This is a genomic window from Streptomyces sp. V4I23, from assembly GCF_030817975.1.
Lineage (GTDB): Bacteria > Actinomycetota > Actinomycetes > Streptomycetales > Streptomycetaceae > Streptomyces.
In genome coordinates this window covers 7524026-7538793 of the sequence record NZ_JAUSZW010000004.1, presented here as the reverse complement: position 1 = coordinate 7538793, position 14768 = coordinate 7524026, and the positions used below count along the sequence as shown (strand labels likewise).

Annotated in this window: 11 protein-coding genes and 5 pseudogenes; 8 read left to right on the top strand and 8 right to left on the bottom strand. The window is 69.0% G+C overall.

Features of this window, described 5'->3' with window-relative positions; genetic code table 11:
• Window positions 1–312: 312 nt before the first annotated feature.
• Window positions 313–429: pseudogene (locus QFZ82_RS36610) on the top strand (WhiB family transcriptional regulator); the annotation flags it as partial.
• A gap of 1237 nt (window positions 430–1666) precedes the next feature.
• Here the strand turns inward: QFZ82_RS36610 and QFZ82_RS36605 are convergent.
• From QFZ82_RS36605 to QFZ82_RS36595, 3 genes are read right to left on the bottom strand one after another with little or no spacing between them, the layout of a single operon-like run.
• A complete protein-coding gene (locus tag QFZ82_RS36605) occupies window positions 1667–2194 on the bottom strand; it encodes a DUF6262 family protein (protein ID WP_307717225.1) in 528 nt (175 codons plus the stop codon).
• On the bottom strand, window positions 2191–4677 hold the full coding sequence (locus tag QFZ82_RS36600) for a tyrosine-type recombinase/integrase (RefSeq protein ID WP_307717224.1): 2487 nt from the start codon (window positions 4675–4677) through the stop codon (window positions 2191–2193). Before QFZ82_RS36600 ends, QFZ82_RS36605 begins: the two co-directional genes overlap by 4 nt.
• 2 nt (window positions 4678–4679) lie before the next feature.
• Window positions 4680–5831 (bottom strand): site-specific integrase, encoded by a 1152-nt coding sequence (locus QFZ82_RS36595; protein WP_307717956.1) that lies wholly within the window; start codon window positions 5829–5831, stop codon window positions 4680–4682.
• A gap of 149 nt (window positions 5832–5980) precedes the next feature.
• Between QFZ82_RS36595 and QFZ82_RS36590 the strand changes: the two are divergent.
• From QFZ82_RS36590 to QFZ82_RS36570, 5 genes and pseudogenes are all read left to right on the top strand, one after another.
• Window positions 5981–6121, top strand: a pseudogene (locus QFZ82_RS36590) (WhiB family transcriptional regulator); the annotation flags it as partial.
• 76 nt (window positions 6122–6197) lie between these two features.
• A complete protein-coding gene (locus QFZ82_RS36585; RefSeq protein ID WP_307717223.1) occupies window positions 6198–6767 on the top strand; it encodes a dienelactone hydrolase family protein in 570 nt (189 codons plus the stop codon).
• A 70-nt stretch (window positions 6768–6837) separates the two neighbouring features.
• The gene (locus QFZ82_RS36580) at window positions 6838–7431 is read left to right on the top strand and encodes a DinB family protein (protein ID WP_307717222.1); all 594 of its coding nucleotides are present in this window, start codon (window positions 6838–6840) and stop codon (window positions 7429–7431) included.
• A 251-nt stretch (window positions 7432–7682) separates the two neighbouring features.
• A pseudogene (locus QFZ82_RS36575) lies at window positions 7683–8096 on the top strand (ABC transporter permease subunit); the annotation flags it as partial.
• A pseudogene (locus tag QFZ82_RS36570) lies at window positions 8093–9133 on the top strand (ABC transporter ATP-binding protein). The pseudogenes QFZ82_RS36575 and QFZ82_RS36570, both read left to right, overlap by 4 nt.
• Before the next feature lie 62 nt (window positions 9134–9195).
• Here the strand turns inward: QFZ82_RS36570 and pip are convergent.
• Together pip and QFZ82_RS36560 are read right to left on the bottom strand one after the other, a co-directional pair.
• On the bottom strand, window positions 9196–10161 hold the full coding sequence (gene pip / locus QFZ82_RS36565; protein ID WP_307717221.1) for a prolyl aminopeptidase: 966 nt from the start codon (window positions 10159–10161) through the stop codon (window positions 9196–9198).
• Window positions 10162–10351: 190 nt separating this feature from the next.
• Window positions 10352–11122 (bottom strand): SDR family NAD(P)-dependent oxidoreductase, encoded by a 771-nt coding sequence (locus tag QFZ82_RS36560; protein ID WP_307717220.1) that lies wholly within the window; start codon window positions 11120–11122, stop codon window positions 10352–10354.
• 158 nt (window positions 11123–11280) lie between these two features.
• On the opposite strand from QFZ82_RS36560, the gene QFZ82_RS36555 reads away from it, so the two are divergent.
• Window positions 11281–11895 (top strand): TetR/AcrR family transcriptional regulator, encoded by a 615-nt coding sequence (locus tag QFZ82_RS36555; protein ID WP_307717219.1) that lies wholly within the window; start codon window positions 11281–11283, stop codon window positions 11893–11895.
• A 40-nt stretch (window positions 11896–11935) separates the two neighbouring features.
• On the opposite strand, the gene QFZ82_RS36550 is transcribed toward QFZ82_RS36555, so the two are convergent.
• From QFZ82_RS36550 to QFZ82_RS36540, 3 genes are all read right to left on the bottom strand, one after another.
• Complete coding sequence (locus QFZ82_RS36550; RefSeq protein WP_307717218.1) at window positions 11936–12496, bottom strand: CGNR zinc finger domain-containing protein; 561 nt, start codon at window positions 12494–12496, stop codon at window positions 11936–11938.
• Between the two features lie 61 nt (window positions 12497–12557).
• Window positions 12558–12752, bottom strand: coding sequence for a hypothetical protein (locus QFZ82_RS36545; RefSeq protein ID WP_307717217.1), 195 nt, complete (start codon window positions 12750–12752; stop codon window positions 12558–12560).
• A gap of 66 nt (window positions 12753–12818) precedes the next feature.
• The gene (locus QFZ82_RS36540; protein ID WP_307717216.1) at window positions 12819–13880 is read right to left on the bottom strand and encodes an alpha/beta fold hydrolase; all 1062 of its coding nucleotides are present in this window, start codon (window positions 13878–13880) and stop codon (window positions 12819–12821) included.
• A gap of 274 nt (window positions 13881–14154) precedes the next feature.
• On the opposite strand from QFZ82_RS36540, the pseudogene QFZ82_RS36535 reads away from it, so the two are divergent.
• Window positions 14155–14580: pseudogene (locus QFZ82_RS36535) on the top strand (organic hydroperoxide resistance protein).
• The last annotated feature ends 188 nt before the right edge of the window (window positions 14581–14768 follow it).

The window sequence follows — 14768 nt, the reverse complement described above, 5'->3', positions numbered from 1 at the left end:
AGCGATACGACAGCGACAGCGCGCCACAGGGGCGCGACGGCAGCACAAGGCCCCGCCGCGACGGGGGAACGCGGCGGGGCCCCGCGGTGTCATCTACCCCACCCCCGCCGCCCCACACTCGCCGGCGGTCATCTCATGGGACTCGGTGTGAAGTTCCTTTCCGCTGTCGGCAGTTCAAGCCGACGAGGCCGGGTCTCCCCCCAGGCCGCCGAAGCGCACCGACGTGTTTCGCGGCCGGCCTGTCCGGTCACCCGCAACAGGAGGCGCGGCGAGGAGCGCCGCGCCACCCGATCCCGGAAGGGAGAGACGCACGTGCTGAACTGGCGTGAGTACGCGGCATGCAGGAACGAGGATCCCGACCTGTTCTTCCCCATCGGCACTGGCGCACCGGCCCTCGTGCAGGTGGAAGCCGCCAAGCAGGTCTGCCGTCTTCTCTGGGGGTAACCGTGTGGCGCGAGGCGAGTGGGGACCACTTTGTGCAGCTCAGCGCCGGTGTGAGTGACACTATCGTGTGCAACACATGTGGCACCACTGTCACTTCGAGTGGTCTCGGGCGGATTCCACTCAGCCGAGTTGGTTCAAGGCTCCGTCCAGCGCATGCCGCTGGGGCGGCGAAGTGATGACCAACGTCAGCGGCCCTGGCGGCGACCGCGAGGGGCCCCGGTCGAATGCAACGGGTTTGTCGGTCCCAGCGCTGGTGGATCGCGCCTAGCGAGGGAAGCACACAGGACAATCTTCCACTTCGTGGTCCACGCAAACGGGACTCTTATCAGGGGACTTATCGGTGTCCTGGGCCCTCTTCCCCCTAGCTTGCTCAGTTGAACGGTTGACTTTGCGCCGTTCCGTATTGCTCGTTTCTGGACGTCCTCGTTCTCGATTCATGAAGTCTGACCTCTCACTTCAGACCTGTCTGGACGTTGTCTTGGTTCCTTTCGCTTGCGACGCTCGGCCACAGAGATCCAGATTGCCTCCGCTGCGCCCGAGGCCAGAGCCAATGCGAAGCCAGCCCACCTAATGTTTTCTTCTGTGTCGGTCACGGGATCGACACCGTACTGATCAGGCGGAGCTACTGTGACCGCAACCGCCACGGACAGGGCGACGATGCCCAGGTCGTAGCACCAGTTGGCGAGATTTGACCAAAATTCCCATCTCCCAAAGTGCTCTCTCTGTTTCTTCCGCAGGTAGTCTGTCTCGAACTCGCTAGCAGAGGTTGGTTCCCATTCATCCAACTCGGCTTTCGAGTAGAGGTATTCGCGTGCCCGGAATCCAAACTGGACACAGGAAACTAGGAGAGCGCTTGACATGATGAGCGCCAAGAGTGATGCCCCTGGCCACCGGATGGCTTCGGGAGCTTGTGCGACAACGCCCACCAGCGCGATCGAGAATCCGGCTAGAAGCGGTGCGGCCGTGCCAGCCATTGCCTGAACTGCTGCACCATAGCCCAGCGGTCTCGGGCGTTGCCACTTTCGACTGCTGCTTTGGAACTCCTGGTCCGGCACTGTCTCACCATCCCGTCACTACGACGGAGAACTGGATACTGCCAGTTTGCCCCCACTATCCCCGGCGTGCAGCTCGGCACAATCCTCCGACCTGTGCCCGGGCCGGCCGCCGAGCTGCACGCCAGCACGCTCGTGGCGGCACTGGTGCCGACCCGGAGAAGACCGTCTCAGCCGCGCTGGTTCAGTGCCCTGGTCAGATCCCGATTTGCTGCCCGCGCGGCATCGAGATCGGATCGGGCCTCATCCAGCGCGGCAATCAGTTCGACGTTCTGCTGCTCCAACCTGGTGATCTTTCGCTGGAGCTCGTCGATGTCGGCCGGGGCACCCAGTCCGGACTCCTGCCACGCCTGAGCACCAAGTGCGTGAGAAAGCCGCTTCTCCAGTTGCTGAATGCGGGAGGTCAGGCGGGTGTTGCGGGCCTGGGCGTTGGCGAGGTCGGCCTGGAGCGAGGCCCGACTCACCGGCGATCCGCCGGCGGCCGGGTCCTGGGCTGCCGGTTCGAGTTCGGCAGCATGGACGACTTCGAGCAGGTCGCGGTGACGGTAGAGGAAGCTGCGGTCTACTCCGGCTTGCCGGGCAATGGCCGAGACGCTGATCGGGGTGCCGTTCTTCGCGGCGTTCTTGACCGCTGTGGCCACCCGCTGGCGGCGGCGTTCGGTGTCCGCCTGGCGGCCATCACGCATGGCGGGGATCACGGCAGCCTCCAAGGCCTGACATCAGGAAGTGGCTGGCCGACACGGGGCATGCCCAGCATCACCACGCGGCCGCGGCGGACCACGGCGACGGCTTCCTCAATCTGGGCGCGTTCCTCTTCTGACAGGTCGTCCAGGTCCGCCTTGACCCGGTTGATCAGGCGGCGGACGCGCCGGATCTCATCTTCGGAGGGTATGGCCTCACTGCGGGCCCAGTCGTCGGCCTCGAACGCCGACATGAGCCGTTCGCGGCTGCGGAGCAGGTCAGAGAGGTAGCGCTCCAGGTCGGGAAGGTAGGAGACGTCGGTGCGGAAGTGGTCGCAGCCGACGCAGCGGAAGCGAAGCGGGCAACTCTGGCCGCCGGCTGCGACGTTGTGCGGTTCCAGGCAGATGCCGTAGGCCGTGGCGACTTCTCCGATGGCCCGCCGTACGTGTTCGGAGTCCAGCATCGCCTGTGCTTTGCGCCAGACGCGGTTGCCGCGACGGTCGAACTGCAGGGCGGTGACCCGGTCGACGGCCTCGCGCCGTCGCTCCTGGCTGACCCGGTAGTAGCCCTGAGTTGTGGAGAGTTCACGATGGTCCATCAAATCCATGAGCACGTCCGGGGCGATGTTGGCGTCCGCGTGCCGCTGCGCGAAGGAGTGCCGGTAGGCATAAGGGAAGATCTTGGACTTGTCGAACGGCAGCATCTTCGTCACCAGTTGCCCGTCAGCCTCGACGACGACCGGCATCATGATGTCGGGCAAGCTGTCGACCCACGCTCGATGAGCCTCGCCGATCGAACCGATCGGCTTCGTCCCCTGGGGATTGGAGATCGGGCTCGGCAGCAGCTTGAGCTTGCTCGCCGGGGTGCCGGGGAACCGCTCGCGTACCCGTTCCTGCTGTTCCGTGATCACAGCGGCGGTCACCTGCCCGATCGGCAGACGGCGGCCCAGCCGGTAGTTCTTGGAGTTGTCATAGAGCAAGACGAGGGTGCCGTCCGGATCCTTCTCCAGGCACTCGAACGGCAACGTGCTGATCTCGTCGGGCCGCCGCCCGGTGTCGATGAGCAGCTCGGTCGCGACGCGGAACTCGCGGTTGCTGATCTTCTCCAGCAGGTCGAGGTTGTCGCAGAGTTCCCGCATCACCTCGTCCGGCAGATCGCGCCCGGCCTCGGTGTCCTCGGGCTCGTCCGGGATGTCCTGCACGGACAGGGCAAAGTCGGCCGGCAGACCCTCCAGCACCTGGTCGGGGCCGGTGAGGCCCATGACGCGGATCCGGTTCACGATGTTGCGGACGTAGCGGATCACATTGACCCGGTGGTGAGCCCCGAAGACGCCGGCCTCGGCGAGGAACGCGACCCGGTTGCAGAAACTGACCATGTCCGTGCGGCTCAGCAACCGGAGTTGATGTCCTTCGTCGTCTCGCTGCAGCCGCAGGCTCTCGGAGAGCTGTTCCATGCCGCGGATCATGTTCTGCATGGAGCCGGCGACGTTCCGACCGCGTCGCCGCGGGAGTTCGTCGTAGGCCCAGATCTTGACCGCCTCACGGAGGGGCTGCTGATGGATACGGCTGAAGTTGAGGGTGCCGTGGTGGCCGAAGACGAACAGGTCCCAGATGTCCTTGAGGCGTTCGGTCTCCGGAGTCGCCCCCAGCCTGCGCAGGGCGGTCTGGGCGCCCCTGATGATCATCCGGAGGTCGTCAACCAGCCCCGCGCGGACCAGGTCGGCGTCTTCGAGTGTTTCCAGGCTGGGGACCTGGAGGAGACGCAGCTGATCGCTGATGTGCCGGATCCGGTGGTCGCGGGTCTTCACCTCCCGGACGGTGCGGACCTGCAGACAGTAGAGGAGCTCGGCGACCAGCCGGTCGGGCAGCCCGCGCAGGCTAGCCTCGCGGTTGACGGCCACCGCCGGCGTCGTCAGGCGCCACCGCTCCTCGTCGCCGCAGAAGGTCCCCAGGCGCCGCTCACGGTTGAGTCGCCCGCGGTGGACCTCGCAGTAGACGGTCCGCTCCGAGCCGCGCAGCCTGTAGCAGGCCGCAACCCGGCAGGGGCCGAACCCCGGCAGCCCCTTCTGCGGAGAGTTCCGCAGAAAGTCCTCCACAGTCAGCTCGGACGACGTCAGCCACCGGCTCCCGTGGGTCGTGCAGAGGCCGTGCGTCACCAGTCGGGGCGGCCGTTGGCATCCCGAGACCCGGCAAAGCGTCTGTCCATCGGAGCGGTGATACGTGCCCGGCCTCGGGGCCGTGGCGAAGTCCTCGAAGGCCATCCCGGACTGCCGCCAGCGGTTCCTGCAGCCGATGCATACGGGCTCGCCCAGCGGGGTGCCCTTCGTGCAGCCCGGTATCTCGCAGTCCGGCATGCCCAGCACCGGATGGCTCTTGGGATAGCGGACGACCCGCACGTCCCAGTCCCAGCTCACCAGGCTCAGGAAGTCGGCGTCCAGTGCGGCGATGATCTCCGCAGTCCGCAGGTCCTTCAGCTCCTGGGCCAGCGGCAACGGCGTCACGATCACTTCTCCCCCGTCCCGTGCAGGGACCGCGGAGAGGGAACGCGCTCGATCGCTTCACGCAATCGTGCCCGGTCAGGAATCAGGTAGGGCCTGGGTGACTCCGGGTGTGTCTGACCGAGCAGGGCCTGCACCTCGTCCACCGACCCGCCGGCATCTGAGACGTTGCTGCCGAAAGCGCGGCGGGCCATGTGGGGGCCGACCTTCCGCGACAGCTTGGCCCGCTGCCCCAGGCGCTCGAACAACTCGCCCAGCGCGTCCGGCGGCATCGGCGCCCCCAGCGGCTCGCGGAACAGGTTCACCAGCAGGAAGTCACTGCCGCCCGCCCCGAGGATCTCGTGGCGCTCGTCGATGTACTGGTCGAAAGCCTGGACTACCAGGAAGTCCAGCGGCTGCGTCCACGCTTCCTTCGACTTCGACCACGCCCGGTTGCTGTTGTCGCGGCGCCGGACGTGAACATGGGCGCCCTCGTAGTCGCAGCCCAGAGCCCGTGAATCAGGCAGCAGGTGACAGTCGCTGCGGTGCAGGCCGGCCGCCTGGCCACGGCGCAGCCCGACCCGGCCGAGCAGCAGCACGATCAGCCGGTCCCGGGCGTTGCGGCACTCCAGGAACATTGCCACTAGCTCGTCGTCGGTGGCCCGGTCCACCTCCGCCTCCGGCTCCTGCACCCGGTGGACGGCCCGCAGCCGGTAGGACAGGCCGGAATCCTCACCCTGGGCCTCCAGCGGCAGGTCCCGGCTGTCGGCCAGCTCGTATATCTGCCCGAGCACCGAGCGGGGCGCCTTGCCCACCGACACGGCGTACGACAGCAGCCCCCGCACCGCGGTCAGCACCGCGTTGATCCGCCGTTCCCTCCGGGCCGGCTCGGCCCCGGGCCCCAGCACCACCGGAGCTGGTTCACCGTCCGGTGTCGATGGCGTGTACTTCAGCCAGACCATGAACAGGCCCATGTCCCGGGCTGCTTGGGGCCATTGCCGCCCCGTGATCCGGCACCACAGCAGGTACAGCGCCACGCCCTCGGCGTACGCCTTCGTCGTCAGCTCGGCCCGGCTCCGACCGAACCGCAGGAACCGCAGCCACTGATCTGCGACCCAGACCACCTCGAAGTCGTCGTCGACGACCGTCCAGTACCGAACTCCCGACGGCAAATCCACAGGAAAGGCACGCAATGCAACTCCATGATCTGACGGTTGATGCAACAACCCGCCACAGAGCCACACCCCCCGAGAACGAGTCTCAGAAGATCAACTTACTGCCCTCACACAACGTCACACCACACCGGGTTGGCCCCCAGAGAAGCGGGCGGTGCCCGGTCCGGGAGCAGTGCCTCAAGTGGGCCCTGGAGAACAACCAGGAATCCGGCGTCTGGGGCGGGCTGAACGAGGACGAGCGCCGTTCCCTCAAGCGTCGCCGGACCCGCCGTCGTGACCGGCACGCGGCGTGAACGGGCCCTGCGCTACGAGCACGTGTTCTAGGATCGTGGGTCACTGCTGCGGCTGGTGCCATAGAGGGAGAGCGACGTGACGGATGTGGTCCTCTTTCACCACGCCCAGGGCCTGACCCCAGGGGTCATCGGCTTCGCCGAGGAACTCCGGGGCGCCGGACACACCGTGTACGCGCCGGACCTGTACGACGGCCACACGTTCGACACCCTGGACGCCGGTCTGGCGCACCTGTCGGAGGTCGGCATCGAGGAGATCCTCGCGCGCGGCACGCGCGCCGTCGCGGAACTGCCGGCGGACGTCGTGTTCGTCGGGTTCTCCCTCGGTGTGGTGACCGCGCAGAAACTGGCCCAGACGCGCCCCGGGGCCCGCGGCGCTGTGCTCGTCTCGGCGTGCGTGCCGGCCTCGTACTTCGGGCCCTGGCCCGCCGGAGTCCCGGCACGTGTCCACGCCATGGAGGCGGATCCGGTCTTCCGTGACGAAGGCGATGCCGAGGCGGCCCGCGCGCTCGTCGGCGAGGTACCCGACGCCGAACTGCACCTCTATCCCGGCGAGCAGCACAACTTCGCCGACAGCTCGTTGCCCTCCTATGACGCGGAGGCGGCCACGCTGCTGCTCCAGCGCACCCTGGCGTTCCTCGACAAGTGAGGAGCGGGCGCGAGTTCCCCCAGTGGGAAAAGACGGTGGACAAAGATCGCGCGAGCGGCAGACTGGCCCCATGACCGCATCGGATCCCAAGCGCGACCTCCACTTCTACCTGCAGTCCGCCCGCGACGCCCTGTTGTGGAAGCTGGAAGGGCTCTCGGAGTACGACGTCCGCCGCCCCATGACGCCGACCGGCACCAACCTCCTGGGCATGGTGAAACACGCGGCCAGTGTCGAACTGGGCTATCTCGGCGACACCTTCGGCCGGCCGTCCGGCGAGCCGCTGCCCTGGCTCGAAGACGGCGCCGAGCCCAACGCGGACATGTGGGCCACCGCCGCAGAGTCACGCGAGTACATAGTGGAGCTCTACCGCCGGGCGTGGGCGCACGCGGACGCGACCATCGACGCGCTGGCGCTGGACACGATCGGCAGAGTGCCGTGGTGGCCCAGCGGCAGGGACGAGGTGACGTTGCATCATGCCGTGGTGCGCGTGATCGCTGACACCCACCGGCATGCCGGGCACGCCGACATCATCCGGGAGCAACTGGATGGCGCCGTGGGGATGAACAAGGGCAACGACAACATGCCGCCGGGTGACTCGGCGTGGTGGGAGAACTATCGCGACCGACTGGAGCGTGCAGCTCGGGAAGCCGGCCGGGACGCGTAGATCCGGACCGGACCGGACCGGACCGACCCGGATCCCTCGCGCCTGCACGCCTCGACGGCCGGCCGCTTACGGTTGCGAAGCGCGACGGGGCCCGGTGCTGTGGCGGCTGCGCGGCACGGCGAACTCACGCCGCTCGCCGCTCATCGGAGCCCCGGCGGCTACTCCGCGCCGGCCGGGGCCGTACGCCGCAGGCGGAGCGAGGGGCGCCGGCGCGTCAGCCGGGTTGCCACCGCCGCGTAGGCGATGCCGTCGCCGTCCGCTACGCCGAGCCCCTCTACCAGGAGCTGCCGCTGGTGGTCGGCGCGTACGCCGTGCTGTTCCTGCCGGTCGCGGTGGCGGCCACCCGCGCCGCGGTGCTCCGGGCCCCGCCCGTTCTGGAGGACGTGGCCCGCTCGCTCGGCCGCGGCCCCCTCCGGGTCCTGCGCGAGGTCACCGTGCCGCTGGCCGCTCCCGGCGTCGCGGTGGGAGCCGCCCTCACCTTCGTGGTCTGTATGAAGGAACTGCCCGCCACCCTGCTGCTGCGCCCCACCGGTATGGGCACCCTGGCCACCCGGCTCTGGACGGAGACCGGGACCGGCTCCTTCGCCGCGGCCGCCCCTTACGCCGCCACGCTCATTCTGCTGGCTGCCGTCCCCTCGTACCTCCTCGGGAGGCACCGCACATGACCGACCTTCAGATCACCGGCGTGTCCAAGGCGTACGACCGTGAAGCCGGTGCGCCTGTCCTCGACGGGCTGGACCTCACCGTCCCGGGTGGCGCGTTCGCGGCCGTACTCGGGCCCTCGGGCTGCGGGAAGACCACGTTGCTGAGGATCGTCGCCGGGTTCCTGCGCGTCGACGCGGGGACCGTCACGGTCGGCGGGCGCATCCTCACGGCACCGGGCACGCATGTGCCGCCGGAGCACCGCCGGGTCGGCATCGTCCCGCAGGAGGGAGCGCTGTTCCCGCACCTGACCGTGGCGCGCAACGTCGCCTTCGGCCTGTCCGGGCTGGACCGCACGGCCCGGAGGTGGCGTACGGAGGAGATGCTGGACCTGGTCGGCCTCGGCGGGATACGGCGACCGCTTGCCGCACGAGCTCTCCGGCGGCCAGCAGCAGCGCATCGCGCTCGCCCGCGCACTGGCGCCGGAACCGGAACTTGTCGTGCTCGACGAGCCGTTCAACGCCCTCGACAGTGCCCTGCGGGCCGGTGTCCGGACGGATGTCCGCGCAGCCCTGCGGGCGACCGGCGCCACCGCGCCCCTGGTCACCCACGACCAGCAGGAAGCCCTCTCCACGGCCGATCTCGTGGCCGTCGTGCGGGGCGGCGGGGTCGCCCAGCGTGACACCCCCAGGAGCTCTACCGCAGCCCGGCGGACCCCTGGGTGGCCGGCTTCGTCGGCGACGCCGTGCTGCTGCCGGGCACGGCGGACGACGGCTGCGCCGAGACGCCACTCGGGCGCCTCCCCCTCTCCTGCGCGCCCGGCTCGCCGGCCGGCACCGTGGTGCTGCGCCCGGAGCAACTCCGGCTCACCGCACCGGAGTCGGCAGCAGCCCGGGGCACGGTGTCGCAGGTGGACTTCTACGGCCACGACGCCATGGTCACCGTGGACGTGGACGGCCTCGACCAGTCGGTGGAGGTACGCGTGTCGGGGCCGGTCGCCGTGCGTCCCGGGGACCGTACGGGCATCCGTGTCACGGGCGAGGCAAGCCTGCTCGCGTGACCCGGTCGCCCCCGCCGGCGCGGTGGCCCGAGGGAACGGGCAGTGGTTCGCGGGCCGGCCGCTCAGCGCACCGGCTGCGCGAACCGCTCGAACGCCCCGTACATCGCCGTGCGCATCGCGGCACTGCCCAGGTGTCCGGAGTCCTCGACGACCACCAGTTCCGCACCGGGCCAGGCACCGGCGAGTTCCCAGGCCGTGTCGAGCGGCCCGCTCATGTCGAGGCGGCCGTGGATCAGGACGCCGGGGATGCCCGCCAGACGCCCCGCGTCCCGGATGAGCCTGCCTTCCTCCAGCCAGGCCGCGTGGGCGAAGTAGTGCGAACAGATCCGCACGAACGCCAGCCTGGCGGGGGACGGCCTGTCGCCGTACGGGTTGGGCCGGCCCTGGGGCTCCGCCGAGACGACCGCGTCCTCCCAGGCGCACCAGTCCGCCGCCGCCTTGGCGCGCACGTCCGGGTCGGGGTTCTCCATGAGGCGCGCGTAGGCCCCGACGAGGTCGCCGTCCCGGTCGGCCTCGGGAACTCCGTCCCGGAAACGCTCCCACGCCTCGGGGAAGAACCGGCCCACACCCCGGTAGAGCCAGTCGATCTCGTAGCGCCGGGTGCTGGTGACAGCAACGAGGACGATCTCCGACACCCGCTCGGGATACCGCTCGGCGTACGCGAGACTGAGCGTGGACCCCCACGAGCCGCCGAAGAGCAACCACCGCTCGACGCCCAGGTGTTCCCGCAGCCGCTCCATGTCGGCGATCAGGTGCTCGGTCGTGTTGAGCCCCATGTCCGTGGCGGGGTCGCTCGCGTGGGGTGTGCTGCGGCCGCACCCGCGCTGATCGAAGAGGATGATCCGGTACCGCTCCGGGTCGAACGACCTGCGCGAGCCCTCCGTGCAGCCCGAACCGGGTCCGCCGTGGACGACGAGGGCGGGCTTGCCCGCCGGGTTGCCGCACACTTCCCAGTAGACGAGGTTCCCGTCGCCGGTGTCGAGCATGCCGCGGTCGTAGGGTTCGATCGGAGGGTACGGCGCGGCCATGGCGTGGCTCTCCTTCGTCGCGTGCGTCGACAGGCACAAGCCGACCACACTACAAGCCGACCACTGCCCGACGGTACGGAGATTGCCGGCGCCGCCTGTCGCTCGCCAGGCGGCGGGCGGCGGGCGACAGCGCTCAGACGGCCCATGTCCCGTCGCGCATCAGGCCCGCCGACCGCGCAACTCGTGCTCTCTAGGCGGCGATGACGGCGACGCCTGTCCTGCCCCCGTCGATGTCCACCACGGTTCCGTGCACGAAGGCCGCTTCGTCACTGGCCAGCCAGACCACGGCATGCGCGATGGCGTCCGGCGTACCGACGCCACCGGCCGGGGTGCCCTTCATCATGATCTCGCCCGGATGCGGCTCGCTGCCTTCCGGGGCCGGGGGCAGGATCACGCCCGGCGAGACGGCGTTCACCCGCACACCCATCGGGCCGAACTCGGCGGCCCATGCCCGGGTGAGCGTCTCCATGGCTCCCTTGGTGGAGCTGTAGAGCGCGCCGAGAGGAACGCCCAGGCGCGCGATCCACGAGCCGAGGTTGATGATCACTCCGCCGCCGGACTCCGTCATGGCCGGGACGACGGCAGCGGTGAGGAAGAACGGCGCCTTCACGTTCACTCCGTAGACCTTGTCGAACGTCTTCTCGTCGGTGCCGGTGGTGCCGGGGGCGGGATAGATGCCGGCGTTGTTCACCAGGATGTCGATCCGCCCGCCCAAGGTCTCACGGGCCCGGTCGGCCAGGTCCTGGGAAGCCTCCGCGCTGCCGTCGAGGTCCGCCACCAGGAAATCGGCCCGGCCGCCTGATGCGCGGATGCCTTCGACGACCTGTGCCCCGCGTTCCCGATTGCGCCCGGACACGATGACGTGGGCCCCCTCGGCTGCGAACGCTTCGGCGATCGCCTGCCCGATATTGCTGGTCGACCCCGTGACCAACGCCGTCTTGTTCCGCAGTCGTTCACTCATGACGCGATCTCCCTTGTCTCGCAGTGTGCTGCCAACTGTGCGTCGCAGAAAATGGACCGGCAAGTCCAGACCGAGGGGCCTGCTCTCACCGCTTCCCGGGCCTCATGCCGGTAAAGTGGACCTGATAGTCCATTGAGATGGAGGGACGAGGAGGCCAGATGCCGGACGCACCGACAGCAAAGGGCCGCGCCACACGGGCCCGCATCGTCGAGGGGGCGGCCGAGGTGCTGCGCGAGCAAGGCGTCGCCTTCACGACGCTCGACGACATCCGCAGCCGCACCGGCACGAGCAAGAGCCAGCTCTTCCACTACTTCCCCGACGGCAAGGACGAACTGCTGCTGGCGGTAGCCCGGTTCGAAGCGGACCGCGTCCTGGAGGACCAGCAGCCGCACCTGGGACGTCTGGACTCGTGGGAGTCCTGGCACCAGTGGCGGGACGTGGTGGTGGAGCGCTACGAACTCCAGGGCGACCACTGCCCCTTGGGGTCACTGTTCCTGCAGGTCGGGCGGTCCCGCCCCGGCGCGCGGGCGATCGTCACCGAGCTCATGCGCCAATGGCAGCAGCAGCTCGCCCGCGGCATCCGCACCCTCCAGGCGAACGGCCTGGTGTCGCCGGCCCTTGACGTGGACCGGACGGCCGCCGCTCTGCTGGCGGGAATTCAGGGGGGCGTGACCATCTTGATGTCCACGGGCGACTCGACCCACCTCAAGGCGGCCCTCGACACCGGCATCGAACACCTCCGCGCGGCGGCAGGCGAGCCGGTACGGACCTGACGGCCTCGGGCCGTCGCCATGACCGGCGGCGCCGGCCGGGTCAGCGGGCCGCCGCGGGCTCGGTCTTCTTGCGGGCCCGGTACGCTGCCGCCTTGATCTTGTTGCCGCAGGAGTCCATCCCGCACCACTGCCGGCGCATGCCCCGCGAGCGGTCGATGTAGGTGCGGGTGCACTCCGGGTTGCCGCACTCCTTGAGCAGGGGCACGTCCGGCCCGCTCAGGAGCTCGATGGCGTGGCGCGCCACCACGGAAAGGGCTTCTTCCGGCGTTGCCTGCGTCCATCGCCCCGACGGAGTGAGCTGCGGCACCGCGGGCGGCTTGCGTGCCGCGTTGTTGACCACGGTCAGCGCCGCCCCGTCGTACTCCTCCCCGAGCCGACGGGCGGTGACCAGCTGGTACATGGCTTCCCGTACGGTCGTCGCCTGCTCGACGTCGGCCTCCCGACAGGGGGAGACCGCATCGACGATGCCGGACTCCACGTACCATGCGTTCAGCCTGTCCGGCGTCGCGAACATCTCGAAGCGCACCGAACGGCGCGCTCGGAGCGTGGCGGCGAAGTCGAGTGCCGGGTTCCCGCAGACGAAGACATGATCGAGGTTCACATCACCATTCTGACAGGTGACTGCGACACCGGGCAAGGATCGTCACCTCGGTTGCCACGGCTCAGAGGGCCAGGTCGGTGGCGAGGCAGGAGAAGGACGTCCACGATCTCTCCGGGTCGTCGGCGTACCGCGTCGGGTCGTTGGGCGTAGCCGTCTTTCCCTCGACCATGTCCTCATGGCGGATACGCTCGGGCAGCTTGCCGAACCGCGCTCGGCGTGCCGCCACGGCGGTGTCGGTGGCCTTCTTGCTTTCCATGGTCGAACTCCGTTCGGTCTGCGGGGGAAACAGGTGCGTCACCTGTCGAGAGGGTGGCAATGAGAGTCAGAAACGGTCCACGTCGATGACGGCCCGGGCGAAGGCGGTGGGTGCCTCCTGCGGCAGGTTGTGGCCGATCCCCGTCAGGGTTCGGTGCTCGTACTTGCCCGTGAACCTGTCCCGGTACGACGCGCCGTTGCCCTGAGCGGTGAAGGGATCCCGTTCGGCGTCGAGGGTGAGGGTGGGCACCTCGATGACCGGCCGCGTGGCGAGCCGCTTCTCGAGTCCCTCGTAGCGGCGCTCGCCGTCGGCGAGGCTCAGCCGCCAGCGGTAGTTGTGGATGACGACGGCCGCGTAGTCGGGGTTGTCGAAGGCTGCCGCGGTGCGCTCGAACGTGGCGTCGTCGAAGTCCCACGTCGGGGAGACCGTGTCCCAGACGAGCCGGGTCAGGTCATGGCGCAGGGACTTGTCCTCCATGGCGAGCCGGCCTCGCTCGGTGGAGAAGTAGTACTGGTACCACCACGCGTATTCGGCTCCGGGGGCCAGCGGCTTCAGGTTGGCCTCGAGGTTGGTGATGAGGTATCCGCCCACCGACACGAGGGCCTTGCAGCGTTCGGGCCAGAGTGCGGCGACGATGTCGGCGGTGCGCGAGCCCCAGTCGAAGCCGGCCAGAACGGCCCTCTCGATCTTCAGGGCGTCCATCAGGGCGACGATGTCGAGGGCGACGGCTGACTGCTGGGCATTGCGGAACGTCCGGTCGGAGAGGAAGCGCGTCGTGCCGTGGCCGCGGAGATACGGGACGATCACCCGGTAGCCCTCCTCGGCCAGCAGTGGGGCGACGTCGACGTAACTGTGGATGTCGTACGGCCAGCCGTGCAGGCAGATGACCGCGGGACCGTGGGCGGGGCCCAGTTCGGCGTAGCCGACGTTCAGCAGGCCGGCCCTGATCTGCTTCAGCTGCGGAAAGGTGGTGCGCACGCCGGGGGTGAGAGTGGGAACGGTCGACGTCGCGGGTGCGCTCCGGGGGACGGCGGACGCGGTCTGCGGGCCCTGCAGGCCCGTCAGCGAAGCGGCGGTCGCGGCCGTGCCCAGCCCCAGGGCCCTGCTGAAGTCACGCCTGTTGATCATCTGAAATCCCTCCGTGCGTCTACGTGTGAGGACCTGTTCGATGCCTGACTGTCCCATACACTTCGTCACCGGTCAAACAGGTGACAAGCATCCATCTCCACGCCCGCTACCTACGGTTGTTCATTGTCAACCTGGTGGAATGACAATCAAATCGAGCACAGCACTCACCGCCTTGACCAGTGATGCATGAAGCTTCAAGATTCAATAACCACCTGAACAGGTGACGCAGCAGGCGGCCTGTCCGGAGGTTCGATGCACGAAAGGGAGAGCAGTCATGGCAGTCAGCTACACCGCCGTTGTGACCGTCGACGGAGAGGGCCGCAACGGCGGCCGCGTCCGATCCGGGGACGGACTTCTGCAGACCACTCTGGCCGTCCCGAAGGAGCTGGTGGCGCCGGTAACGCCACCAATCCCGAGCAGCTGTTCGCGGCGGGCTGGGCGGCCTGTTTCCTGGGGGGCCGTGCGCCGCGCCGCCGCCGGGCGCAAGGTCAGCCTGACGAGCACCGCCGTCACCGCCGAGATCACGCTCAACCACGGTGACGACGGCGAGTTCGGCCTGGCTGCCGTTATCGACGTCGAGCTCGGCGGCGTCGACCAAAAGACCGCCACGGAACTGGGCGCCGCCGCCCATCGGATCTGCCCCTACTCCAAAGCCACGCGCGGCAACATCCCGGTCACCGTCAAGGCCACCGCCGCCTGACGGGACCTGCCGGTCGTGAGGACTCGCGCCGTAGCCGCCGGCAACGGCTGCCGGTCGTCCCGGGAGGCGGATGCCGCCCCGGACAGGCAGGTGATCGGAGGCGTGGGTAGGGAGGACGTCCGCTCGGCGGGCGTCGATGCCCGGGGATGCGAGGACGTAGCCGATGCGCACGGACCCGCGGGAGACGG